This is a genomic window from Bacillus sp. 16GRE42, assembly GCF_019837435.1.
Lineage (GTDB): Bacteria > Bacillota > Bacilli > Bacillales > Bacillaceae_G > Bacillus_A > Bacillus_A wiedmannii.
In genome coordinates this window covers 1-22,388 of record NZ_JADAXF010000008.1, presented here as the reverse complement: position 1 = coordinate 22,388, position 22,388 = coordinate 1, and the positions used below count along the sequence as shown (strand labels likewise).

The 22,388-nt window shown below is 36.7% G+C and carries 24 protein-coding genes and 4 tRNA genes; 25 read left to right on the top strand and 3 right to left on the bottom strand.

The genetic code is table 11. From position 1 onward, the window contains the following. Positions 1 to 4 precede the first annotated feature (4 nt). Positions 5 to 877: a Cof-type HAD-IIB family hydrolase gene (locus ILS93_RS26340; protein ID WP_142315334.1), complete on the bottom strand. Its 873-nt coding sequence runs from the start codon at positions 875 to 877 to the stop codon at positions 5 to 7. Positions 878 to 1,328: 451 nt separating this feature from the next. Between ILS93_RS26340 and ILS93_RS26335 the strand changes: the two genes are divergently transcribed. From ILS93_RS26335 to uvsE, 14 genes are all read left to right on the top strand, one after another. Continuing rightward, positions 1,329 to 1,436, top strand: a complete 108-nt coding sequence (locus ILS93_RS26335) for a DUF3948 family protein (protein ID WP_000664237.1) — start codon at positions 1,329 to 1,331, stop codon at positions 1,434 to 1,436. A 41-nt stretch (positions 1,437 to 1,477) separates the two neighbouring features. Then, positions 1,478 to 1,585, top strand: coding sequence for a DUF3948 family protein (locus tag ILS93_RS26330; RefSeq protein WP_000664237.1), 108 nt, complete (start codon positions 1,478 to 1,480; stop codon positions 1,583 to 1,585). 41 nt (positions 1,586 to 1,626) lie between these two features. Then, positions 1,627 to 1,734: a DUF3948 family protein gene (locus ILS93_RS26325; protein WP_000664237.1), complete on the top strand. Its 108-nt coding sequence runs from the start codon at positions 1,627 to 1,629 to the stop codon at positions 1,732 to 1,734. Positions 1,735 to 1,775: 41 nt separating this feature from the next. Then, entirely contained in the window at positions 1,776 to 1,883 is a 108-nt protein-coding gene (locus ILS93_RS26320; protein WP_000664237.1) for a DUF3948 family protein, read from the top strand. A gap of 42 nt (positions 1,884 to 1,925) precedes the next feature. Continuing rightward, positions 1,926 to 2,036, top strand: a complete 111-nt coding sequence (locus ILS93_RS26315) for a DUF3948 family protein (protein WP_001083700.1) — start codon at positions 1,926 to 1,928, stop codon at positions 2,034 to 2,036. Positions 2,037 to 2,346: 310 nt separating this feature from the next. Then, positions 2,347 to 3,465: a 4-hydroxyphenylpyruvate dioxygenase gene (hppD, locus tag ILS93_RS26310; protein WP_098110814.1), complete on the top strand. Its 1,119-nt coding sequence runs from the start codon at positions 2,347 to 2,349 to the stop codon at positions 3,463 to 3,465. A 66-nt stretch (positions 3,466 to 3,531) separates the two neighbouring features. Then, on the top strand, positions 3,532 to 4,488 hold the full coding sequence (locus ILS93_RS26305; protein WP_076542525.1) for a fumarylacetoacetate hydrolase family protein: 957 nt from the start codon (positions 3,532 to 3,534) through the stop codon (positions 4,486 to 4,488). Beyond that, positions 4,454 to 5,626, top strand: coding sequence for a homogentisate 1,2-dioxygenase (locus ILS93_RS26300; RefSeq protein ID WP_064475237.1), 1,173 nt, complete (start codon positions 4,454 to 4,456; stop codon positions 5,624 to 5,626). Before ILS93_RS26305 ends, ILS93_RS26300 begins: the two co-directional genes overlap by 35 nt. 231 nt (positions 5,627 to 5,857) lie before the next feature. Then, positions 5,858 to 7,273: a branched-chain amino acid transporter BcaP gene (gene bcaP / locus ILS93_RS26295; protein WP_000809356.1), complete on the top strand. Its 1,416-nt coding sequence runs from the start codon at positions 5,858 to 5,860 to the stop codon at positions 7,271 to 7,273. Between the two features lie 108 nt (positions 7,274 to 7,381). Beyond that, positions 7,382 to 8,653 (top strand): MDR family MFS transporter, encoded by a 1,272-nt coding sequence (locus tag ILS93_RS26290; RefSeq protein WP_064475236.1) that lies wholly within the window; start codon positions 7,382 to 7,384, stop codon positions 8,651 to 8,653. Positions 8,654 to 9,022: 369 nt separating this feature from the next. Continuing rightward, complete coding sequence (locus ILS93_RS26285; RefSeq protein ID WP_000161438.1) at positions 9,023 to 10,108, top strand: D-alanine--D-alanine ligase; 1,086 nt, start codon at positions 9,023 to 9,025, stop codon at positions 10,106 to 10,108. Between the two features lie 60 nt (positions 10,109 to 10,168). Next, positions 10,169 to 11,545, top strand: coding sequence for a UDP-N-acetylmuramoyl-tripeptide--D-alanyl-D-alanine ligase (gene murF / locus ILS93_RS26280; protein ID WP_064475235.1), 1,377 nt, complete (start codon positions 10,169 to 10,171; stop codon positions 11,543 to 11,545). A gap of 305 nt (positions 11,546 to 11,850) precedes the next feature. Beyond that, complete coding sequence (gene cshA / locus ILS93_RS26275; protein ID WP_000206596.1) at positions 11,851 to 13,437, top strand: degradosome RNA helicase CshA; 1,587 nt, start codon at positions 11,851 to 11,853, stop codon at positions 13,435 to 13,437. 92 nt (positions 13,438 to 13,529) lie between these two features. Further along, positions 13,530 to 14,492 (top strand): UV DNA damage repair endonuclease UvsE, encoded by a 963-nt coding sequence (gene uvsE / locus ILS93_RS26270; protein ID WP_088048235.1) that lies wholly within the window; start codon positions 13,530 to 13,532, stop codon positions 14,490 to 14,492. On the opposite strand, the gene ILS93_RS26265 is transcribed toward uvsE, so the two are convergent. Next, the gene (locus ILS93_RS26265; protein ID WP_064475233.1) at positions 14,485 to 15,057 is read right to left on the bottom strand and encodes a rhomboid family intramembrane serine protease; all 573 of its coding nucleotides are present in this window, start codon (positions 15,055 to 15,057) and stop codon (positions 14,485 to 14,487) included. The genes uvsE and ILS93_RS26265 overlap by 8 nt on opposite strands. A gap of 92 nt (positions 15,058 to 15,149) precedes the next feature. Here ILS93_RS26265 and acpS point away from each other — a divergent pair, with 92 nt between their 5' ends. From acpS to ILS93_RS26235, 6 genes are all read left to right on the top strand, one after another. Then, complete coding sequence (gene acpS, locus ILS93_RS26260; protein ID WP_222661610.1) at positions 15,150 to 15,509, top strand: holo-ACP synthase; 360 nt, start codon at positions 15,150 to 15,152, stop codon at positions 15,507 to 15,509. Positions 15,510 to 15,665: 156 nt separating this feature from the next. Next, positions 15,666 to 16,616: a LolA family protein gene (locus ILS93_RS26255; RefSeq protein WP_142289421.1), complete on the top strand. Its 951-nt coding sequence runs from the start codon at positions 15,666 to 15,668 to the stop codon at positions 16,614 to 16,616. A gap of 118 nt (positions 16,617 to 16,734) precedes the next feature. Continuing rightward, complete coding sequence (alr, locus tag ILS93_RS26250; protein ID WP_000390587.1) at positions 16,735 to 17,904, top strand: alanine racemase; 1,170 nt, start codon at positions 16,735 to 16,737, stop codon at positions 17,902 to 17,904. Positions 17,905 to 18,212: 308 nt separating this feature from the next. Then, complete coding sequence (locus ILS93_RS26245; RefSeq protein ID WP_000004570.1) at positions 18,213 to 18,500, top strand: antitoxin EndoAI; 288 nt, start codon at positions 18,213 to 18,215, stop codon at positions 18,498 to 18,500. A gap of 4 nt (positions 18,501 to 18,504) precedes the next feature. After that, complete coding sequence (gene ndoA, locus ILS93_RS26240; RefSeq protein ID WP_000635963.1) at positions 18,505 to 18,855, top strand: type II toxin-antitoxin system endoribonuclease NdoA; 351 nt, start codon at positions 18,505 to 18,507, stop codon at positions 18,853 to 18,855. A gap of 68 nt (positions 18,856 to 18,923) precedes the next feature. After that, entirely contained in the window at positions 18,924 to 21,092 is a 2,169-nt protein-coding gene (locus ILS93_RS26235; protein WP_222661609.1) for a Tex family protein, read from the top strand. A gap of 57 nt (positions 21,093 to 21,149) precedes the next feature. On the opposite strand, the gene cmpA is transcribed toward ILS93_RS26235, so the two are convergent. Then, complete coding sequence (cmpA, locus tag ILS93_RS26230; RefSeq protein ID WP_001143642.1) at positions 21,150 to 21,266, bottom strand: cortex morphogenetic protein CmpA; 117 nt, start codon at positions 21,264 to 21,266, stop codon at positions 21,150 to 21,152. Between the two features lie 189 nt (positions 21,267 to 21,455). On the opposite strand from cmpA, the gene ILS93_RS26225 reads away from it, so the two are divergent. From ILS93_RS26225 to ILS93_RS26205, 5 genes are all read left to right on the top strand, one after another. Beyond that, positions 21,456 to 21,920: a SprT family protein gene (locus tag ILS93_RS26225; RefSeq protein WP_141669113.1), complete on the top strand. Its 465-nt coding sequence runs from the start codon at positions 21,456 to 21,458 to the stop codon at positions 21,918 to 21,920. Positions 21,921 to 22,034: 114 nt separating this feature from the next. Continuing rightward, positions 22,035 to 22,109: transfer RNA gene (locus ILS93_RS26220), tRNA-Asn, on the top strand. 3 nt (positions 22,110 to 22,112) lie between these two features. Then, positions 22,113 to 22,203: transfer RNA gene (locus tag ILS93_RS26215), tRNA-Ser, on the top strand. An 8-nt stretch (positions 22,204 to 22,211) separates the two neighbouring features. Next, positions 22,212 to 22,286: transfer RNA gene (locus ILS93_RS26210), tRNA-Glu, on the top strand. Positions 22,287 to 22,290: 4 nt separating this feature from the next. Then, positions 22,291 to 22,366, top strand: a tRNA-Val gene (locus ILS93_RS26205). Positions 22,367 to 22,388 lie beyond the last annotated feature (22 nt).

The window sequence follows — 22,388 nt, the reverse complement described above, 5'->3', positions numbered from 1 at the left end:
TTTTTTATTTACTAGATGAAGTTTGTTGCAATACAAATTTCTCGATTGCATGAGCAACACCATGCTCATTATTTGTTAATGTTACGACATCACATAATTTTTTTACATCTTCTTCAGCATTTCCCATTGCAACTGATAAGCCAGCTACTTGTAACATTGGCACATCATTAAAGTTGTCCCCAATCGCAATAGTATCTTCAATTGGTATATTGAAATAAGCAGCCATTTCTTGTAGACCGTTCCCTTTATGACCATGCTTATCCATAATTTCTAAATTAGTAGGAGCTGATGCCGTAACTGAAATATCAGTGTCTTCTTGTAACATGCTTAATAGCTGTGCACGATGCGCTGCATTAAATGTCAAAATGAAGAATTTAGATATTTCTAATTCTGGATTATTTACAACATCTTCTATTTTTTGGAAATCAGTAATTAAGTTTGATTTCTTTTGTTTTTCTGTAATTCTTTCAAGTTCTTCAAGTGTAACATCTAGTGCATGCTTGTTTTCTTCGAACGCTTGCATGACTTGATCTTGCCATGTATATGGAGAATAAACTCCTTTATTCGTATATAGCTTATAAGGAAAACCTTCAGATTCTAGTAATTTTGCAAGCTTGTATACTTTATCGTTTTGTAAACAACGCGAGTTAATTACTTTTCCATCCACATAAACAATTGCCCCATTGCTCGCTCCAACTGGAAGAGATAGTTTATATTCTTCCAATAATTTCAAAGCATCCTCTTTTGCACGACCAGAACAAATCATGACTATATGACCAGCCTCTTTTGCAGTTTGGATAGCTTGTAAGTTCTCTTTGGAGATTTCAAGATTAGATGATAGTAGCGTACCATCCATATCTAATGCGATTAATTTCAAAATGACCACCTCTTTGCTTTTATTATACATAGTTATATAGAGGAAACATATAAACTTATCTTGGAAAGATCGTATTTTATCTCGCGTGAACCGTCAGTAAAAATTTGATAGGCGCCATCTTATTACTTTGAATATGTACTTTAATTTGTAACAAAAATAGAGGTATGTATGAGGGTGTTTCGTTATATGACTGTAATGTTACAATAACATTACAAATGTCAGTTTAGTAGAAAGTGCATTAAAACGGGGTTTTTAAGGGTGTTTATAAAAAAACGTAAAAAAAGTGTAATAAAATTTACGTAATTATATTGCAACGTAGCAATAGTTATGTTACATTAATGTTACAAACGTTACGTTAATAACTTTAATGTAACGCTAACATAAAAACTATGAAATAAACATTTCTTAGAAATTACATATAGATAACTTATTAAAAAGGAGGATACATAAAATGAAAGAGCAAGTATTACAAGTAACAAAAGGTGACTTCGTAGGATCAGCAAGTGGAGCAGTAGTATTAACAGCATTAATCGTATTTCTATCAAGCGTATTAGTATAATAGAAGTTTTGTAATAAAAGAAAAAGAGAGGAGAATGCAAAATGAAAGAGCAAGTATTACAAGTAACAAAAGGTGACTTCGTAGGATCAGCAAGTGGAGCAGTAGTATTAACGGCATTAATCGTATTTCTATCAAGCGTATTAGTATAATAGAAGTTTTGTAATAAAAGAAAAAGAGAGGAGAATGCAAAATGAAAGAGCAAGTATTACAAGTAACAAAAGGTGACTTCGTAGGATCAGCAAGTGGAGCAGTAGTATTAACGGCATTAATCGTATTTCTATCAAGCGTATTAGTATAATAGAAGTTTTGTAATAAAAGAAAAAGAGAGGAGAATGCAAAATGAAAGAGCAAGTATTACAAGTAACAAAAGGTGACTTCGTAGGATCGGCAAGTGGAGCAGTAGTATTAACGGCATTAATCGTATTTCTATCAAGTGTATTAGTATAATAGAAGTTTTAAATCATACAAAATGAAAGGAGAATGAGGAATATGAACAGTGAACAAGTGTTACAAGTAACAAAAACAGATTTATTAGGATCATTAGGTGGAGCGGTAGTATTAACATCATTTATTTTATTCCTTGCAAATGTATTAGTATGAGACATATAAATACAATCATTCAAAAAAAATAAAGACTCTAGCATATTAGTAAGTAGTTAATATGTTGGGGTCTTTTTTGTTTTCCTCTCATATATATCTTCAAGTATTAATATTCCCTCCGTCATGTAAAGAGAAAAAAGTCGAATTTTATATGTAAGAAAAAAAGAGGAATTTGACAGAAAAGATAGAAAATTTTAAAGGTCAGAATTTGTTAGCTTGCTAACTAATTTCTATTAATTGATGTTGGAAGCGTTTTCGGTTGGTTTTAAATATGGACCATTTAATCTATTTACAGGGGGATGAGAATTTTATGAAACAAAAATCTATGGATACGCTAGCTGCACAAATGGAGGACTTTTTTCCGGTACGTGATGTAGATCATTTGGAATTTTACGTAGGAAATGCAAAGCAATCAAGTTATTACTTTGCGAGAGCATTCGGTTTCAAAATTGTGGCTTACTCTGGATTAGAAACTGGTAACCGTGAAAAGGTATCTTATGTTCTTGTGCAAAAAAATATGCGTTTTGTTGTGTCTGGAGCTTTAAGTAGCGATAATCGTATCGCAGAATTTGTAAAGACACATGGTGATGGTGTAAAAGATGTTGCTTTACTTGTTGACGATGTTGACAAAGCATACTCGGAAGCTGTGAAACGTGGTGCCGTCGCGATTGCTCCACCTGTGGAATTAACAGACGAGAACGGTACATTGAAAAAAGCAGTTATTGGTACGTATGGTGATACAATTCACACGCTTGTAGAGCGTAAAAATTATAAAGGAACATTTATGCCAGGATTCCAACAGGTGGAGTTTAATATTCCGTTTGAAGAGTCAGGTTTAATTGCTGTAGACCACGTAGTTGGTAATGTTGAGAAAATGGAAGAATGGGTTAGCTATTATGAGAATGTTATGGGCTTTAAACAAATGATTCATTTTGATGATGACGATATTAGTACAGAGTATTCAGCATTAATGTCGAAAGTTATGACAAATGGAAGTCGTATTAAGTTCCCTATTAACGAGCCAGCAGATGGAAAGAGAAAATCGCAAATTCAAGAATATCTAGAATTCTATAATGGAGCAGGTGTACAACATCTTGCTTTATTAACAAGCGATATTGTTAAAACAGTGGAAGCGCTTCGTGAAAATGGCGTGGAGTTTTTAGATACACCTGATACTTATTATGATGAGTTAAGTGCGCGAGTTGGGAAAATTGATGAAGAAATTGATAGGTTAAAAGAATTAAAGATTTTAGTAGATCGCGATGAGGAAGGATACTTACTACAAATCTTTACGAAACCAATTGTAGATCGTCCAACTTTATTTATTGAAATTATTCAACGTAAAGGTTCTCGCGGATTTGGAGAAGGGAACTTTAAAGCATTATTTGAATCAATTGAAAGAGAACAGGAACGTCGCGGAAACTTATAAGATTTGTATCCACCAGCAAAAGTCTCTTTGCTGGTGGAAATTTCATTTTTATAGGGAGGAATCATGATGAAATTTGTTACATTTCGTCTTCCTTCGAAAGAAATGCGAGCTGGATGGCTTGAAGGTGACAAAGTAATTGATATGAATCTTGCTAGTGATGGAAAATTACCTTCTTCTATGTTCGCCTTTTTAGAGAAAGCGGATGAGTATGTAGAAGTATTGCGTAATATAGAGAATCCAGAAAAGGGTATATATTCCTTAGAGGAAGTGCAATTAGCGGCGGCAATTCCTAATCCGAGTAGTATTCGGGATTTTTACGCGTTTGAACAGCATGTAAAAACGGCCCGCGGCCGGAGAGGGCTAGAGGTTGTACCTGAATGGTACGATATCCCGGTTTTTTATTTTACGAACCATCGTGCTGTAATTGGTCCGGATGATTTTGTAATTGGTCCGAAGAAATCTAAAAAGCTTGATTATGAGTTAGAGATCGCTTGCGTAATTGGGAAAGAAGGAAGAAATATTTCTCGTGAGCAAGCAGAGGAATACATTTTTGGTTATTGTATTATGAACGACTGGAGTGCAAGGGACTTACAAGCAACAGAAATGAAGGTAGGACTTGGTCCAGCAAAAGGAAAAGATTTTGCAACTTCATTAGGAGCGCACCTTGTTACGAAAGAGGAATTGGATGTTTATCGTAACGGTGACCGTTATGAGTTAGAGATGACTGCTCATGTAAATGGAAAGCTATTATCAAAGGGGAACTTCCAAGATATTTACTATACATTTGCTGAAATGATTGAACGTGCTTCGGAAGACGTTACGTTATATCCAGGCGATGTGATTGGTTCTGGGACAGTAGGAACAGGTTGTGTTTTAGAACTGGGTACGGAAGAGTGGCTGCAAGATGGGGATGTTGTAGAACTTACGATTACTGGTTTAGGTACGTTACGTAATACGGTCAAAAAAGAAATGGAAGCAGGTGATGGGCATGTTTTATCGTCACATGGGGGAGCTACCTCATAAACGACATGTACAATTCCGTAAAAAAGATGGGTCGCTTTATCGCGAACAGGTAATGGGAACAAAAGGTTTTTCTGGTACGCAATCTATTTTGTACCATCATTATATGCCAACGGAAGTAGGTCATGCGGCATTATCTCATTCTTGTCAGTTGCAGTATGAAGAAGATGTAGCTCTTGCTCATCGTCATTTTCGCACAAAAGAAAATAAAAAAACTGGCGATGCAGTAAGCGGAAGAAATTTTATGCTTGGGAATGAGGATTTATTAATTGGAATAGTGGCTCCAACAGAAAAAATGGACTATTTCTACCGTAATGGTGATGGTGATGAAATGTTATTTGTTCATTATGGAACAGGGAAAATTGAAACGATGTTTGGAACGATTCACTATCGAAAAGGTGATTATGTAACAATCCCAATTGGAACGATTTATCGTGTTATTCCAGATGAAGGAGAGACTAAATTTCTTGTTGTAGAGGCAAATAGTCAAATCACAACGCCGCGTCGCTATCGGAATGAATATGGACAATTGTTAGAGCATAGTCCGTTTTGTGAGAGAGATATTCGTGGTCCTGAAAAATTAGAGACGTATGATGAAAAAGGTGAGTTTGTCGTAATGACAAAGTCGCGAGGGTATATGCATAAACATGTTTTAGGGCACCATCCGTTAGATGTTGTTGGTTGGGATGGCTATTTATATCCGTGGGTCTTTAATGTAGAGGACTTTGAACCAATCACAGGTCGTATTCATCAGCCACCTCCAGTACATCAAACGTTCGAAGGTCACAATTTCGTTATTTGTTCTTTCGTACCACGTTTATACGACTATCATCCAGAATCTATTCCGGCACCATATTATCATAGTAACGTGAATAGTGATGAAGTACTGTACTATGTAGAAGGAAACTTTATGAGCCGGAAAGGTGTGGAAGAAGGTTCTATTACACTTCATCCGAGCGGAATTCCTCATGGGCCGCATCCTGGTAAAACAGAGGGAAGTATAGGGAAGAAAGAAACACTTGAACTAGCTGTTATGATAGACACGTTCCGTCCGCTTCGTATTGTAAAGCAAGCACATGAAACAGAAGATGAAAAATATATGTATAGCTGGATTGAAGAAGGTTCACATACTATGAAATAGGTAAAAAGAGGCATGCTCAATAAGTGAGCATGCCTCTTTTGTGGAATCGACATGTATAATAATACCAAAAAAAAATACGGAAAGATATATAGAAACAACGATAAGGATATTGTATGTTCTGAAAGATTTCTACTTATTTCGACAAAAGTATTGACTGGGGAAAGTACAATGAGTAAAATAAAAAAGCGAATTAAAAATTTTCAGAAAATTTAAAACTTGGAGGAGCATGCTATGAAGCAAATTTTTCAAAAGAAGCCTATTGCAAAGCTAATGCAAGAGAGTAAGCAAAAGACGTTAGCAAGAACATTGGGTGCATTGGATTTAACTATGCTTGGAATCGGGGCAATTGTTGGAACAGGTATTTTTGTTCTAACGGGCGTGGTAGCAGCAAAACATTCTGGACCAGCTATTATATTATCATTTGCGATAGCCGCGTTAGCCTGTGCCTTTGCTGCATTTTGTTATGCTGAATTCGCTTCTTCAGTTCCTGTCTCAGGCAGTGTGTATACGTACACATATGCGACGATGGGAGAGGTATTCGCATTTTTAATTGGATGGGACTTAATGCTTGAGTATTTACTCGCTACATCTGCTGTAGCAAACGGTTGGTCCGCTTATTTTCAATCTTTATTAAAGGGATTTGGGATCCATATTCCTACCATTCTCTCCTCGGCCCCTGGTACAGGAAAGGGTGGAATAATTGATTTGCCTGCGGTTCTAATTATTTTAGTGATGACAGTTCTTTTATCTAGAGGTGTTCGTGAAAGTGCACGAATAAATAACATTATGGTGTTTATTAAATTAGCGGTTGTTCTCATCTTTATCTTTGCTGGTTTTAATTATGTAAAACCTGAAAATTGGACACCTTTTATGCCGTTTGGCTTAGATGGTGTAATGGCTGGAGCTGCGACAGTGTTCTTCGCATTCATAGGATTCGATGCAGTTTCAACGGCAGCAGAAGAAGTGAAACGTCCACAACGTGATTTACCAATTGGCATTATTGCATCTTTATTAATTTGTACGGTTCTTTATATTGTTGTTTCACTTATTTTGACAGGAATTGTTCCATACGGACAGTTAAATATATCAGATCCAGTTGCTTTTGCACTTCAATTTATTGGACAAGATAGTTTAGCGGGAGTAATTTCAGTAGGAGCAATTACAGGAATCACAACAGTAATGTTAGTTATGATGTATGGGCAAGTACGTGTTTCGTATGCAATGAGTAGAGATGGATTATTGCCGAAGCGCCTTGCTAAAGTCCATCCAAAATTTAAAACACCATTTTTAAATACATGGACAACAGGAATTATTGCAGCACTTATTTCAGGATTAATAGATTTAAATGTGTTAGCGCATCTTGTAAATATGGGGACTTTATCAGCCTTTGCACTTGTAGCTGTTGCTGTTATTGTAATGAGAAGAACTCATCCGGATTTACCAAGAGCATTTAAGGCACCGCTTGTACCATTTTTACCAGCATTAACGGTGATTTTTTGTTTATATTTAATGCTTCAGTTATCCGGAACTGCTTGGATTAGTTTTGGGGTATGGATGGTTATCGGTATTGCGGTTTACTTCTTATATAGTCGAAAACATAGTGCTTTAAATAATAGTAAAGACGAAGAAGATGCAGCAAATTTATAAGTTGAAAAATCCATTCTAATTCTGTTAGGATGGATTTTTTATTCTGAAAATTTACATTTTTCTGATTGTGTATATAATATAATTGTTGGGGAACTGAGGGGGGAATGTATGAAAAATACGTGGCGTGAGTTAAGGGAGATGGACCGAAACATATGGATTCGGTTTATTGGCGAAACGTTAAATGGAATTGCAATGATGATGTTGATGCCTTTTTTTGCACTATATTTAAAAGATAAGGTGGATTCGTTATTGGAAGTAGGGGTTATTATGGCACTTTCTCCGATTGCCGCAAGTTTCGGTTCTCTTCTTGGTGGGAGGATTGCTGATATATATGGAAGAAAGCCAATAATGATCTTTTCAATGGTGAGTAATGCTTTGTTCATGCTAGGTTTTTTATTTATAGAAGGATTTATTCCTTATGCTATTTTATCTATTTTTTTAGGACTCAGTAATTCATTATTCCATCCCGCTGCATCAGCGATGGTTGCGGATGTAACAGCACCTGAAAAAAGAACCGAGGCATACGGTTTATTGCGGATGGGGTACAATATAGGTGCTGCAATTGGCCCGATAATGGGTGCTTCAGTAGTTATGTTGTCGAAGAACCTTGTGTTTATTATTGCCTCGTCTACGATGTTATTTTATGCATTACTTGTATTCATTCTTATTCAAGAGACAATGCCAAAGGGCGCGAATAAAGAAGAGAATAAAGAAAAGGAATCAGGGGCGGTTTGGAAAATTGTAATGAGAGATAAGGCACTAATGATTTATTTGTTAGCAGGTATCATTATTTCGATGGGATTTTCTCAAACAGAAGGTATGTTGCCGCTGCACTTTGATAATGAAATGAAAGGCATTTTTGGAACTAACAATCCATATCCATATTTAATGGCTTTAAATGGACTATTAGTTGTGTTGTTCCAATTTCAAATTTCAAAATGGGCCACAGATAAACCTGTCGGAAAGACGATGTTATATGGTGCATGTTTGTTCGGGATTGGTTTGTTCTTTATAGGATGGTTACCGAAGTGGTTTGGAGAATTTGATGCAAATGCTACGATTATTTTAATAACGTTGCTGTTCGTTTATGCCATATATACGTTAGGTGAGATGATTATGTCGCCTGTACAGATGACGTTTGTAGCGAATTTGGCTCCTGAGCACTTGAGAGGGACTTATATGGGAGCTGCAAGTTTGCAGTGGATTACAGGAGGCGCATTCGGTCCACTTCTTGGTGGTTTTTTATTGGATCGATTACTTGGCCACTTTCTATTTACAATTTTAGCTGTAGGATGTGTAGTTGCAGGTATTGTATATGTTTCTTTAGATCGTCTCGTTGAGCAAAGGCAAAAAGGCAAACTGACCAAACAATCTTCTTAATGAGTAGATGACATACACAAAAAGGGGATTTCTACATATTTTAGGTACATAACTAGATTGGATTACAATTTTATCCCACTATTTGTGGGCAGTAAGACTTCCACCTCAAAATTCGGCGGGAGATAACTGCCCGATTGGTGCGGGCTGATAATTAGTGGGGATGGCCCCTCGTTAATGAAAGTTTCACTGTATTTTAGAATTTAATTTTGTATATTTATGAAGAAAGTTAAGTAGAAAAAGTATAGAAAACCAATAAGTGGTGTCATTTAATTATTTGTGGAAGTTACATTTTATTTCAAATAGGAACTACCTATTTTTATAAAAAGTGCTAAAATAGAAAAATGAAAACAATTGGTTAGGGTGATTTCAGTGACAAAAATTAAATTAGGTTTATTATATGGTGGAAAATCAGCTGAGCATCAAGTTTCGCTACAAACGGCTCTTGCTGCTATTAAAGCATTAAATCAAGATAAATTCGAGATTCATCCAATTTATATTACAGAACAAGGTCAATGGGTGCGCGGTGAGCGTATTGAAGGTGAAGTAACAGATGTTGAAGTTCTAAAAATGAGCGGCGCAGAAAATGCGATTTCTCCGCTATCATTAAGTACAGAAATCATTCCATCTGCAGCTTCTGAAGAAAATGCTATTGACGTTATTTTCCCATTATTACATGGACCAAATGGTGAAGATGGAACGGTTCAAGGATTATTAGAATTAATGAACATTCCTTATGTAGGAAATGGTGTTCTAGCATCAGCTGCTGGTATGGATAAAGTTGTTATGAAAAACATCTTCGCAGAAGCTGGATTGAAACAAGCGAAGTATGCATCGTTTATTCGTAGTGCATGGGAAAAAGATTGTGAAACAGCATATGAAAAAGTAGAAGAAGTTTTAGGATATCCTTGCTTCGTAAAACCAGCAAACCTTGGTTCAAGTGTTGGTATTAATAAGTGTAAAAATCGTGAAGAGCTTGAGAATGCATTTGAAGAGGCATTCCAATTTGACCGCAAAATTATTGTAGAAGAAAATATCGTTGGACGTGAAGTAGAAGTTGGTGTATTAGGTAATGATGAACCGAAATGTTCAGTTGTAGGTGAAATCGTACCGAAAAAGGACTTCTATGATTATAAGTCGAAATATATCGATGGCGATACAGCATTAATTATTCCGGCTGAAATGACAGAAGAAGAGTCTAATGTCATTAAGCGAGATGCAATTATTGCATTCCAATCGTTAGATAGTGCTGGCTTAACAAGAGCTGATTTCTTCTTAACGAAAGATGGAGAAGTATATATTAACGAAGTGAATACGATGCCAGGGTTTACGCCGTTTAGTATGTTCCCTCTACTATGGCAACATACTGGATTACCGTATCCGGAATTAATTGAAGAGCTAATTCGTTTAGCGATTGAGCGTCACGAAGAAAAACAAAAAATTAAATATACAATCTAACAAAAAAGGAGGAAGCACTATTCGCAGGAATAGTGCTTCCTCTATGTAAGGAGTGTTCTCATGATAAATCGAACGTTAAAACAAGTAGAACAGATGGTAAATGGTACGGGATTAGCAGAGCAATATGAGGGAATTACTATACAAGGAGTGTCTATTGATACGAGAAAAATCGAAAAAGGCAACCTATATGTTCCGATTCAAGGTGAACGTTTCGATGGACATGCTTTTGTAGATAAAGCCGTTGAAAATGGAGCTGTGGCGACATTATGGATGAAAGATGTAGCAAATCCACCTAAGAATCTTCCCGTTATTTTTGTAGAAGACACGCTATCGGCATTACAAATGTTAGCGAAAAACTATCGCGATCAATTGGATGTGAAAGTTATTGGTGTGACAGGGAGTAATGGTAAAACATCTACAAAAGATATTGTAACAAGTCTTCTTGCAACTAAATTCAAAGTTCAAAAAACAGAAGGCAACTTTAATAACCATATCGGGTTACCTCTTACTATTTTAAACTTAGAAGAAAATACAGAAGTAGCTGTATTAGAAATGGGTATGTCAAGCCAAGGGGAAATTGAATTCTTATCTAAGTTAGCTCGTCCAAATGCAGCTATCATTACGAACATTGGTGAGGCACATTTAATGGACTTAGGCTCTCGTGAGGCAATTGCTGAAGCGAAATTAGAAATTGTGACAGGATTACAAGAAGGTGGAGTGTTCGTATATAACGGAGATGAGCCATTATTAACAAATCGTGTTCCTGAAATGAATTTAATAGCTGAAACAGTTACTTTTGGCGATGCTAGAGCAAATGATTACTATCCAACGACTGTAACATTACAGGCAACTGGGACACATTTTAAAATGAATAGAGAAGAAAATATTTCATTTTACTTACCAGTATTAGGAAAACACAATGTGTACAATACGCTTGCTTCAATGGCAATTGCGAAATATTTTGGTGTAACGTGGGAAGAGATGAAAGAAGGTTTAGTAACACTTCAAATGACAGGCATGCGTATGGAAATTGTAAAAACAAATAGTGGATTAACAATTATCAATGATGCTTATAATGCAAGTCCGACAGCTATGGAAGCAGCATTCCACTTAATGAACGGTTTAGATGGATTTGCTAAGAAGATCGTTGTACTCGGTGATATGTTAGAGCTTGGAAATCAAGAAGTACAGTTTCATTATGAAGTCGGTAAATTAATCGATCCAGCAAAAATTGCATATGTGTTCACATATGGTAAATTAGGGGCTCAAATTGCTGAAGGAGCAAAAATTAATTTCCCTATTGAGCGTGTAAAAGCGTATGATAATAAAGAAGAGCTAGTAAAAGAGTTACAAGCAGTAGTTGATGTTAAAGATGTTGTATTAATAAAAGCATCTCGCGGCATGAAATTGGAAGAAGTAATTACGATGTTGAAATAATTGGTGTATATAAATAGGGATGATAGATGCGAAAATAGAAGAAACTTATAATAAGCGCTTACAGTAAATATAAAAAAATAAAAGTGAAGAAAAAAACTCTGAATATGAAAATAAGGTAACAGTTGGGTTTGCTTTTTGCACATACAAAACTTATAATTGATAAAGTGTAATAACGTTTAGAAGTATTTTCGCGAAGAATATACGCCCGTTTATATACGTGAGCATTCAGGAAAAGGGCTTTTCCGCAAATTCGGAAAACGCCTTTTTTTAAATGATAAGTATAGGATAGAAAAGGAGAAGTAACATTGACAACATTTCGAGAATTAGGATTAAGTGAGTCTTTACTACAATCTGTTGAAAGTATGGGCTTTGAAGAGGCTACGCCGATTCAAGCTGAAACAATTCCACATGCATTGCAAGGTAAGGATATTATTGGGCAAGCGCAAACAGGTACAGGGAAAACAGCAGCATTCGGATTACCACTATTAGATAAAGTGGATACAAATAAAGAAGCAGTTCAAGGTATTGTTATCGCGCCAACGCGTGAATTAGCAATTCAAGTTGGAGAAGAGCTGTACAAAATTGGTAAACATAAACGCGTTCGTATTTTACCAATCTATGGTGGTCAAGATATTAACCGCCAAATTCGTGCTCTAAAAAAACACCCACACATTATTGTTGGTACGCCGGGTCGTATTTTAGATCATATTAACCGTAAAACACTTCGCTTACAAAACGTAGAGACAGTTGTTCTTGACGAAGCGGATGAAATGTTAAACATGGGCTTCATTGAAGATATTGAAGCGATTTTAACAGATGTGCCAGATACACATCAAACATTATTATTCTCAGCGACAATGCCAGATCCAATCCGTCGTATTGCTGAGCGTTTCATGACTGAGCCTCAACACATTAAAGTAAAAGCAAAAGAAGTAACAATGCCAAACATTCAGCAGTTCTATTTAGAAGTGCAAGAAAAGAAAAAGTTTGACGTATTAACACGCTTATTAGATATTCAATCTCCAGAGCTTGCAATCGTATTCGGTCGTACAAAGCGTCGTGTTGATGAATTATCAGAAGCATTAAACTTACGTGGTTATGCAGCAGAAGGTATTCACGGTGACTTAACACAAGCGAAGCGTATGTCTGTATTACGTAAATTTAAAGAAGGTGCTATTGAAGTTCTTGTTGCAACAGACGTTGCTGCACGTGGTCTTGATATTTCAGGCGTAACACATGTATATAACTTCGATATCCCACAAGATCCAGAATCATACGTTCACCGTATCGGTCGTACTGGCCGTGCAGGTAAAAAAGGTATTGCAATGTTATTTGTAACACCACGTGAATCAGGACAATTAAAAAATATCGAGCGCACTACAAAACGTAAAGTTGATCGTATGGAAGCACCGACACTTGACGAGGCATTAGAAGGTCAACAACGTTTAATCGCTGAAAAACTTCAAAGTACAATTGAAAATGATAATTTATCATACTACAAGCGTATTGCAGAAGAAATGTTAGAAGAGAATGATTCTGTAACAGTAGTAGCTGCTGCTTTAAAAATGATGACAAAAGAGCCAGATACAACTCCAATCGCTTTAACATCAGAACCACCAGTTGTTTCAAGAGGTGGCGGTTCTAAAAAACGTGGCGGTAACGGAGGCGGATACCGTGATGGTAACCGTAATCGTAGTCGTGACGGACGCGGCGGTGGCGATGGTCGTAACCGTGATCGCAATCGTGATGGTGGTAGCCGTGGTGGCGATGGCCGTAACCGTGATCGCAATCGTGATGGTGGTAGCCGTGGTCGTAAAGGTGAAGGTCAAGGTCGCCCTGGATCTTCAAATGGACGTGGCGAAAGAAAACATCATAGCCGTCCACAAGCTTAATAAAAAAGAGAATGCCCTTTGCTGGCATTCTCTTTTTTTATTTCTGTAATTGTACATACTACATAATAACTTGTGTAGAAAAGAGGTGCTACATGCTTGTAAGACTTGGGTATGTTGCGATGAGTGTACATTTAAAGAATGCATCTCCATCTCAAACGATGACATATGCGCAGTTTCAACGAATTGATGATCGGGAGGCTGCAATTCGTAAACTCGAAAGAATTGCTAATTCGAATTTAGAAAATTGTTTACGGTTATTAAAGCATAATAAAGGGCATGATATATCTTTCTTTCGGCTTAGTTCCAAACTTGTTCCTTTGGCGAATCATGAGGAGTTGTTAGAGTGGAACTATATTCGCCCCTTAAAAGAAAATTTAAAAGTGCTAGGTGATTACGCTATTCGAATGAATATGCGTATTGATTTTCATCCAGATCATTTTGTTGTGCTGAATTCACCTGAGAAGAATATTTTTAAACAATCTGTAAAGACATTGCAGATGCATAAAAAATTATTAAAAGGTATGGGAATTGCACATAAGCAACGATGCGTATTACATGTGGGTGGAGGTTATAACGATAAGGAACTCGCATTAGAACGATTTATAGAAAATTGGTCAAGTGTTCCAAGAAGTATCCAAGAGATGATCATATTAGAAAATGATGATACGACTTTTTCTTTAGAAGAAACATTGTATTTAGGTGAAAAATTAGATATTCCAGTCGTGTTTGATTTGCATCACCATATGATGAATAATGATCGAGAAGATTGGCATGAAGATTGGGCGCGTGTTGTACATACGTGGGAATCGTCTTTGTTACCGGTGAAAATGCACATTTCTAGTCCTAGAGAGGGAAAAGACCCGAGAGCACATGCGGACTTTATTAATGTAGATACTTTTTTATCTTTTTTAAAAAAGATAAAGGGAAGTGTTTCGCAAATTGATTGTATGATTGAAGCGAAGAAGAAGGATGAGTCTTTATTTCAATTAATGAGAGATTTAAGTAAACAAACAGATGTAGAAATTGTCGATGGTGCGAGCTTTTATATTAAATAAGCTCTGCACCATCGAATTTTTTTGTTAATAAAGGGGTGCAAATACCGCCAATGATCAATCCTGTTAAATGGCTTATAGGGTTAGCAGAGGGATTGAAGAAAGTGAATAGTAGTAATATACATATCATGATTGAAAAAATAGCGATGTCTCTTGGATTGGAAGAACGATATCGACTATACAATAGAAATAATTGTGCACCTAGCAATCCGAAAATACCACCAGATGCTCCGGCATGAATATATTCAAGAGGCATAATGAGATAAGAAGAAATATTTCCAAGAATACCAGAAAGGAAAAAAATAATAATGAAAGAAAAGTGTCCTAGTTGTTTTTCAATAGAAGAGCCAAGCACAAATAAACAAATACTATTAGAAAGGAAATGTTGTAAGTCTACATGTACAAGTAAGGAAGTTATGAGACGCCACCATTCTCCTTTAGCGATATATTCATTGTAGGATGCCATAGGAAAGAGAAGGAAGTCGCTTGACATAATCATGACTAATTGTATGAGAAGTAAAGCGATGACGATTGGTTGTAAGGAAATGCGGGCAGAAGGTATTAGCATGTTGTGAGTATCACTCCTTTTGCATCAGAAAGATTCTCTGTTATTCTTACAATATGAAAAAAGAAAGCTAAATAGAAGAAGGGGATTTTGAAATGATTGTAGGAATTGGAATCGATATTATTGAATTGAATCGAATTGGAAAAATGCTAGATGGAAAACTTAAATTTATGGAGCGTATTTTAACTGAAAGTGAACGTAATGTTGCTAAGGAGCTGAAGGGAAGTCGCCTTACAGAGTTTGTAGCTGGAAGATTTGCAGCGAAAGAGGCGTATTCAAAAGCGGTAGGAACTGGTATTGGAAAAGAAGTAAGTTTTTTAGATATTGAAGTAAGGAATGATGATAGAGGTAAGCCGATTCTCGTTACAAGTACAGAGTATATTGTTCATTTATCAATTAGTCATAGTAAGGAATTTGCTGTTGCTCAAGTTGTTTTAGAAAGCTCGTCACGCTAGTCTGCATATTTTATATCTTTGTCTCATATATTTGATGTAGCGATAAGGAAGGTACATCTTCCATTCATTTATAGGGGCAAAGGGGCTGAAGTGATGAAAAGGCGTCTGTTTTTAGTTCTTGTCGGTTTATTAACCGTTTTTGTGTTGGCGGGTTGTATGGAAAAGAAACAAGATGATGTTGTGAGAGATTTAGAGGCGAAAGTAAAAGGGATAAAAAGTTATCAAGCTGAAGCGAAATTATCTATTAAAACAGGAAATGAGCCTCAGGAGTACAAGGTAGAAATATGGCATAAGGAACCTTCTTTTTATCGTGTGAATTTGCAGAATGCGAAAAAAGATCAAAGCCAAATTATTTTAAGAAATGAAGAAGGGGTATTTGTATTAACGCCAGCACTTAATAAGAGTTTCCGTTTCCAAAGTGATTGGCCGCAAAATAGTAGCCAGGCTTACTTGTATGAATCCCTTGTGAGAGATATTTTACAGGATAAGAAAAACCTTACTTTTGAAAAAACAGATAAGTATTATATTTTTAAAACAAAAACAAACTATCAACATCAAAACATGTTGCCGAAACAAGAGATTACATTGAAGAAAAGTGATTTAACACCAGTTTCGGTGAAGTTAATGGATAATGATCAAAATGTTCTTGTGAAAGTAGATTTCTCAAAAGTGAAATTTGATGCGAAATTTGATAAAGGTGCATTTGATACGAAACAAAATATGTCTAGAGCGCAAGTAGATGTTCAAACAACAGCGAAAGAAGACAAACCATTTGCTATTTTGTATCCGCGTGATACGCCGCAAGGTATGGTTTTGAAAGATGAAAAAGAGTTGAAGACAGACAGTGGCAAGCGTGCGATACTCACATACACTGGAAGTAAGAAATCCTTTACTTTGATACAAGAAAAGGCAAAAGTTGCAGAGGCTTCGTCAGCGATAAGTGTGAGCGGAGAATTGGTTGATCTTGGCTTTACAATTGGGGCATTGACGAAAGATTCTTTAACGTGGTCGCATAACGGAGTAGAATATATGCTCGTGTCTAAAGGTTTAGAGCCGAAGGAGCTATTAATGGTTGCTCGTTCAGTTACAGAGAAGCAAGTGAAGTAAACTTCTTAGACGTGGTGATATATGTGCACCACGTCTTTTCTTAGTTTGAAGGGTGGATTTCATAAAAGAAGCATATAAAAGAATAAGCTTCGCATATCGTGTATAAGGAAGTGTATTTATGGAAGAAGCACCATTTTACCGTGACACTTGGGTGGAAGTGGATTTAGATGCGATCTATAACAATATTACACACATTAAAGATTTCATTCCAAGTGATGTAGAGATTTTTGCTGTAGTCAAAGCGAATGCATATGGACACGATTATGTACCGGTAGCTAAAACGGCATTAGAAGCAGGGGCGACAAGGTTAGCGGTTGCCTTTTTAGATGAAGCTCTAGTGCTTCGAAGGGCTGGTATTACTGTACCGATTTTAGTGTTAGGTCCTTCCCCGCCTCGTGATGTCAATGTAGCTGCTGAAAATGATGTAGCGTTAACTGTTTTTCAAAAAGAATGGGTAGATGAAGCGATCAAACTTTGGGATGGTTCATCTACAATGAAATACCACATTAATTTCGATAGTGGTATGGGGAGAATTGGAATACGCGAACGAAAAGAATTAAAAGGGTTTTTAAAGAGTTTAGAAGGTGCGCCGTTTTTAGAATTAGAAGGAGTTTATACACATTTTGCAACAGCGGATGAGGTGGAGACTTCTTACTTTGATAAGCAATATAACACATTTTTGCAGCAGTTAAGTTGGTTGAAAGAGTTCGGAGTGGATCCTAAGTTTGTCCATACAGCTAATAGTGCTGCAACGCTACGTTTTCAAGGGATTACATTTAATGCAGTACGAATTGGCATTGCGATGTATGGGTTATCCCCGTCTGTAGAAATACGCCCTTTTTTACCGTTTAAATTAGAACCGGCGCTATCGCTGCATACGAAAGTTGCTCATATTAAACAGGTGATTAAAGGGGATGGGATTAGTTATAACGTCACTTACCGAACGAAAACGGAAGAATGGATTGCAACTGTTGCGATTGGATATGCAGATGGATGGCTTAGAAGATTACAAGGGTTCGAAGTGCTTATAAATGGTAAAAGGGTACCGATTGTAGGTCGAGTAACAATGGATCAATTCATGATACACCTTCCTTGTGAAGTGCCGCTTGGTACGAAAGTTACACTCATTGGAAAACAAGGTGATGAGTATATTAGTGCTACTGAGGTTGCTGAATATTCCGGGACTATTAATTATGAAATTATTGCAACGATAAGCTTCCGTGTGCCGAGAATATTCATACGGCACGGCAAGGTTGTAGAAGTAATCAATTATTTGAACAATATATAGAATGTAGTATGATTTGCTTCTTGTCATTTGAGAGGACTGTTCATTGGTTAAGAATAAGCTCATTTTGATGAGAAGCTTTTTACTTATCATTACTTTTAACATAATTTAACGTGAATTTTGCAGGGGAACTCTTTCGTTTCTTGTTTGTAATAAGATAAAAATAAAAGAATATGAATGTTTTGTTTGTGAATTGGAAAACATAAGCAAGGAATAAGGAAGTCTTTGCAACAGGCTCCATACAATGGTATTATTACAATAGGTGTCATATATATATTTGGGTGTGTAGTTGACGGTGGAGGTGTATTTTTGTGTCCGAATCAAGTGTAACTACTGAAATCGTGGTTCGGTTGCCAAAGCAAATGGTAACGGAATTGGACGGAATTGGAAAACAAGAGAATAAGAATCGCCATGAACTAATTTGCCAGGCAACACAACTGTTATTGCGTCAACATAAGACGAAGAAACGCTACCAACATGAATCAATGCGACGTGGGTACATTGAAATGGGAAAAATTAATCTTGGTATTGCATCGGAAGCTTTCTTAGCAGAGTATGAAGCAGCTCATACAGTAGAACGCTTAGTTAGCGGGGGGTAATATTTTGATTGTAAAACGCGGCGACGTGTATTTTGCAGACCTTTCCCCAGTTGTTGGTTCTGAGCAAGGAGGCGTTCGTCCGGTTCTTGTCATTCAAAATGACATCGGAAATCGTTTTAGTCCAACGGTGATTGTAGCGGCTATTACTGCACAGATTCAAAAAGCTAAATTACCCACTCATGTGGAAATTGATGCGAAAAAGTACGGTTTTGAGAGAGATTCTGTTATTTTACTTGAGCAGATTCGAACAATCGATAAGCAGCGCTTAACGGACAAAATCACTCACTTAGATGAAGTGATGATGATTCGTGTAGATGAAGCGCTACAAATTAGTTTAGGACTAATAGATTTTTAAATCGGCAGTTTAAGTTGCTCTCTTTACAGGGCAACTTTTTTTTATTATAGAGGAGGTTACGGTTGTATATGGAGATGGTAGATAATCGACAAGCGTTAATGAAAATGTTAGTGAAGGAATTAGGCTTTACCGAAAAGCAAGTTCGTCATGTTATTCAATTAACAGAAGAAGGTAACACAGTTCCATTTATTGCTCGTTACCGAAAAGAATGGACAGGCTCTTTAGATGAAGTGCAAATTCGTACAATTTTAGAGAGATGGCAATATATGATGCAGCTTGAAGATAGGAAAGAAGAGGTTCTTCGTCTTATTGATGAGAAGGGGAAACTGACAGGAGAGTTACGTCAGCAAATTGTTAAAGCTGTAAAGTTGCAAGAAATAGAAGATTTATATCGTCCATATAAAGAGAAAAGAAGAACGAAAGCAACGATTGCAAAAGAAAAAGGACTAGAGCCGTTAGCTGAATGGTTATTGTTATATAAGAAAGAAGATCCAAATCAGAAGGCAGTGGAGTTTATTAACGCAGAGAAAGAAGTGCAATCTGCAGAAGAAGCATTACAAGGTGCCCAAGACATTATTGCAGAAATCGTTTCAGATGAAGCAGCTTATCGTAGTTGGATTCGTAATGTTACTTTTAGAAAAGGTGTTATGTCTTCGTCCGTAAAAGATGAAGAGAAAGATGAAAAGAATATATATGAAATGTATTACAGTTATGAAGAACCGTTGCAGAAAGTAGTACCGCATCGTGTATTAGCGATGAATCGCGGTGAGAAAGAAGATATATTGAGAGTTTCTGTTGTTCCACCAGTAGATGAGATAGTAACTTTCTTATATAAGAGAGTAATTCGTGATAAAGATTCTAAAAGTGCACATTATGTAAAGTTAGCAATTGAGGATGGTTATAAACGATTAATTCAATCCTCCATTGAAAGAGAGATTCGAAAAGAATTAACAGAAACAGCTGAGGAACAAGCGATACATATTTTCTCTGAGAACTTACGTAATTTGTTATTACAACCTCCAATGAAAGGAAAGGTTGTGTTAGCTTTAGATCCTGCATATAGAACGGGTTGTAAATTAGCTGTTGTAGATGATACGGGGAAGGTTCTATATATTGATGTTATTTATCCGCATCCACCTGTTCGTAAATATGAAGATGCAAAAACGAAAGTTCTTTCCATTATAGATAAATATCAAGTTGAAATGATTGCGATTGGGAATGGTACAGCTTCTAGAGAGTCGGAAGAATTTATAGTTGATGTATTGCAAAATGTGAAACAAGAAGTCTTCTATATTATTGTGAACGAAGCTGGTGCGAGCGTGTATTCGGCCTCCGATTTAGCTCGTGAGGAATTTCCGAATTTACAGGTTGAAGAAAGAAGTGCTGTTTCTATTGGGAGACGTCTGCAAGATCCACTTGCTGAACTTGTGAAGATTGATCCTAAATCAGTTGGGGTTGGACAATACCAACATGATGTATCTCAAAAGAGATTGAATGAATCATTAACATTTGTAGTAGAGACGGCAGTTAACCAAGTCGGTGTGAATGTAAATACAGCTTCAGTTGCGTTATTGCAATATGTTTCGGGTTTATCGAAAACTGTTGCGAAAAATATTGTGGCAAAGCGTGAAGAAGAAGGGAAATTTACAAAACGAACAGACTTAAAGAAAATACCGCGTTTAGGTGCGAAGACATATGAACAATGCATAGGTTTCTTACGTATATTAGAAGGGGCAAATCCGTTAGATCGAACGGGTATTCATCCAGAACAATATAAAAATGTTGAATTGTTATTGAAGAGTCTAGGGTTATCAAAAGATGACGTAGGACAATTGCAATTACAAAAGAGCTTAGAAGAAGTGGAGATTTCTAAGTTATCGCAAGAAACGGGAGTTGGGGAGCCGACATTAGTTGATATTATAGATGCGCTCATTAGTCCAGAGCGAGACATGAGGGATGAGTTGCCTAAACCGCTTCTGAAAAAAGGGATTTTGAAATTAGAAGATTTAAAACGTGGTATGGAACTGGAAGGAACAGTTCGTAACGTTGTTGATTTTGGTGCTTTTGTTGATGTAGGTGTAAAACAAGATGGTTTAGTACATATTTCTAAACTAAGCAAACAGTATGTGAAGCATCCGTTAGATATTGTATCTGTCGGACAAATCGTCAAGGTATGGGTAGATGATATTGATACGAAAAAAGGTCGCGTTGCACTATCCATGTTGCCGATTGAATAGTAAGAGAAGAGAGCAGATGAAACTGCTCTTTTTTTATGGGATAAAACGTGTAATGGATTATGAGCTTTGATGTATTTTGCTATAATAAAACCAGCATTCATTTAGTAATTTAATTTGATACCGGTTTTTTTCAAAATATGCGCGTTGCATTTGTTTTTTTAGCCACGTAGGCATAGGAATCCCTCCTTGTTTAATCCTACTCTCAAAAATCTAAGGTACTATTGATGAGAGGTTGGTGAGTGGATTTCTATTCATGCTATATTTTTAGAAACCACGCTTCTTGAATGAGGATGGGTATATGTACTATTTAATATATGTATAAGGGAGGAGAAAAGTGTAAAAATATTTTTTAGTTTAGGAGGAATGAGAGTGGATGAGCAAGAAATACAGCGTCTGGTGGAAGAAGTATCACTACAATACTTCGGAATGCCATTTTTACATAGAGCTATGTTCAACAGTAGGTTGCGAACAACTGGTGGACGTTATCTATTGAATACACACAATATTGAACTGAATTATCGATATTACGAAATGTATGGGAAAGAAGAGTTAGTCGGAATCATTAAACATGAGCTTTGTCATTATCACTTACATATTACAGGAAGGGGCTATAAGCACCGGGATAGAGATTTTCGTGAATTGTTAAAAGAAGTTGATGCGCCACGCTTCTGTAAACGAATAATTAATGAAGAGAAGGAAAAAAAGGTTTATACGTATGAATGTATGGGCTGCTCGCTTCAATATGTAAGAAGACGTCAAATAAATACAAAAAGATATGTCTGCGGAAAGTGTAAAGGGAAACTGAACCTGATAAAGAAAATATCTTGACAGTGAAAACGCAATCCAGTATATTATAAACATGTCACGTTTGTACAAGATGTTGTGAAAAAACGTCTTGACTTACGATAAGAAATTTTATAAGATACAAATTGTCTTTATTATTCCGCAGTAGCTCAGTGGTAGAGCTATCGGCTGTTAACCGATCGGTCGTAGGTTCGAGTCCTACCTGCGGAGCCATACAGAGAAGTACCCAAGTGGCTCAAGGGGCTCCCCTGCTAAGGGAGTAGATCGCTAACGCGGTGCGAGGGTTCGAATCCCTTCTTCTCTGCCATATATACTGGCCCGTTGGTCAAGTGGTTAAGACACCGCCCTTTCACGGCGGTAACACGGGTTCGAATCCCGTACGGGTCACCACTTCGGAGGATTAGCTCAGCTGGGAGAGCACCTGCCTTACAAGCAGGGGGTCGGCGGTTCGATCCCGTCATCCTCCACCATATAAATTATATAAATAGTATC

What these genes read in the sequence shown, in the direction of transcription:
- ILS93_RS26330 (WP_000664237.1), top strand. Translation starts at nt 1,478, where the DNA reads ATGAAAGAGCAAGTATTACAAGTAACAAAAGGTGACTTCGTAGGATCA.
- ILS93_RS26315 (WP_001083700.1), top strand. Translation starts at nt 1,926, where the DNA reads ATGAACAGTGAACAAGTGTTACAAGTAACAAAAACAGATTTATTAGGA.
- murF (WP_064475235.1), top strand. Translation starts at nt 10,169, where the DNA reads ATGATAAATCGAACGTTAAAACAAGTAGAACAGATGGTAAATGGTACG.
- cmpA (WP_001143642.1), bottom strand. Translation starts at nt 21,266, where the DNA reads ATGCCTACGTGGCTAAAAAAACAAATGCAACGCGCATATTTTGAAAAA.
- ILS93_RS26235 (WP_222661609.1), top strand. Translation starts at nt 18,924, where the DNA reads ATGGAGATGGTAGATAATCGACAAGCGTTAATGAAAATGTTAGTGAAG.
- uvsE (WP_088048235.1), top strand. Translation starts at nt 13,530, where the DNA reads ATGCTTGTAAGACTTGGGTATGTTGCGATGAGTGTACATTTAAAGAAT.
- ILS93_RS26290 (WP_064475236.1), top strand. Translation starts at nt 7,382, where the DNA reads ATGAAAAATACGTGGCGTGAGTTAAGGGAGATGGACCGAAACATATGG.
- ILS93_RS26255 (WP_142289421.1), top strand. Translation starts at nt 15,666, where the DNA reads ATGGAAAAGAAACAAGATGATGTTGTGAGAGATTTAGAGGCGAAAGTA.
- ILS93_RS26265 (WP_064475233.1), bottom strand. Translation starts at nt 15,057, where the DNA reads ATGCTAATACCTTCTGCCCGCATTTCCTTACAACCAATCGTCATCGCT.
- alr (WP_000390587.1), top strand. Translation starts at nt 16,735, where the DNA reads ATGGAAGAAGCACCATTTTACCGTGACACTTGGGTGGAAGTGGATTTA.
- hppD (WP_098110814.1), top strand. Translation starts at nt 2,347, where the DNA reads ATGAAACAAAAATCTATGGATACGCTAGCTGCACAAATGGAGGACTTT.
- acpS (WP_222661610.1), top strand. Translation starts at nt 15,150, where the DNA reads ATGATTGTAGGAATTGGAATCGATATTATTGAATTGAATCGAATTGGA.
- bcaP (WP_000809356.1), top strand. Translation starts at nt 5,858, where the DNA reads ATGAAGCAAATTTTTCAAAAGAAGCCTATTGCAAAGCTAATGCAAGAG.
- ILS93_RS26300 (WP_064475237.1), top strand. Translation starts at nt 4,454, where the DNA reads ATGTTTTATCGTCACATGGGGGAGCTACCTCATAAACGACATGTACAA.
- ILS93_RS26325 (WP_000664237.1), top strand. Translation starts at nt 1,627, where the DNA reads ATGAAAGAGCAAGTATTACAAGTAACAAAAGGTGACTTCGTAGGATCA.
- ILS93_RS26305 (WP_076542525.1), top strand. Translation starts at nt 3,532, where the DNA reads ATGAAATTTGTTACATTTCGTCTTCCTTCGAAAGAAATGCGAGCTGGA.
- ILS93_RS26225 (WP_141669113.1), top strand. Translation starts at nt 21,456, where the DNA reads ATGAGAGTGGATGAGCAAGAAATACAGCGTCTGGTGGAAGAAGTATCA.
- ILS93_RS26320 (WP_000664237.1), top strand. Translation starts at nt 1,776, where the DNA reads ATGAAAGAGCAAGTATTACAAGTAACAAAAGGTGACTTCGTAGGATCG.
- ILS93_RS26335 (WP_000664237.1), top strand. Translation starts at nt 1,329, where the DNA reads ATGAAAGAGCAAGTATTACAAGTAACAAAAGGTGACTTCGTAGGATCA.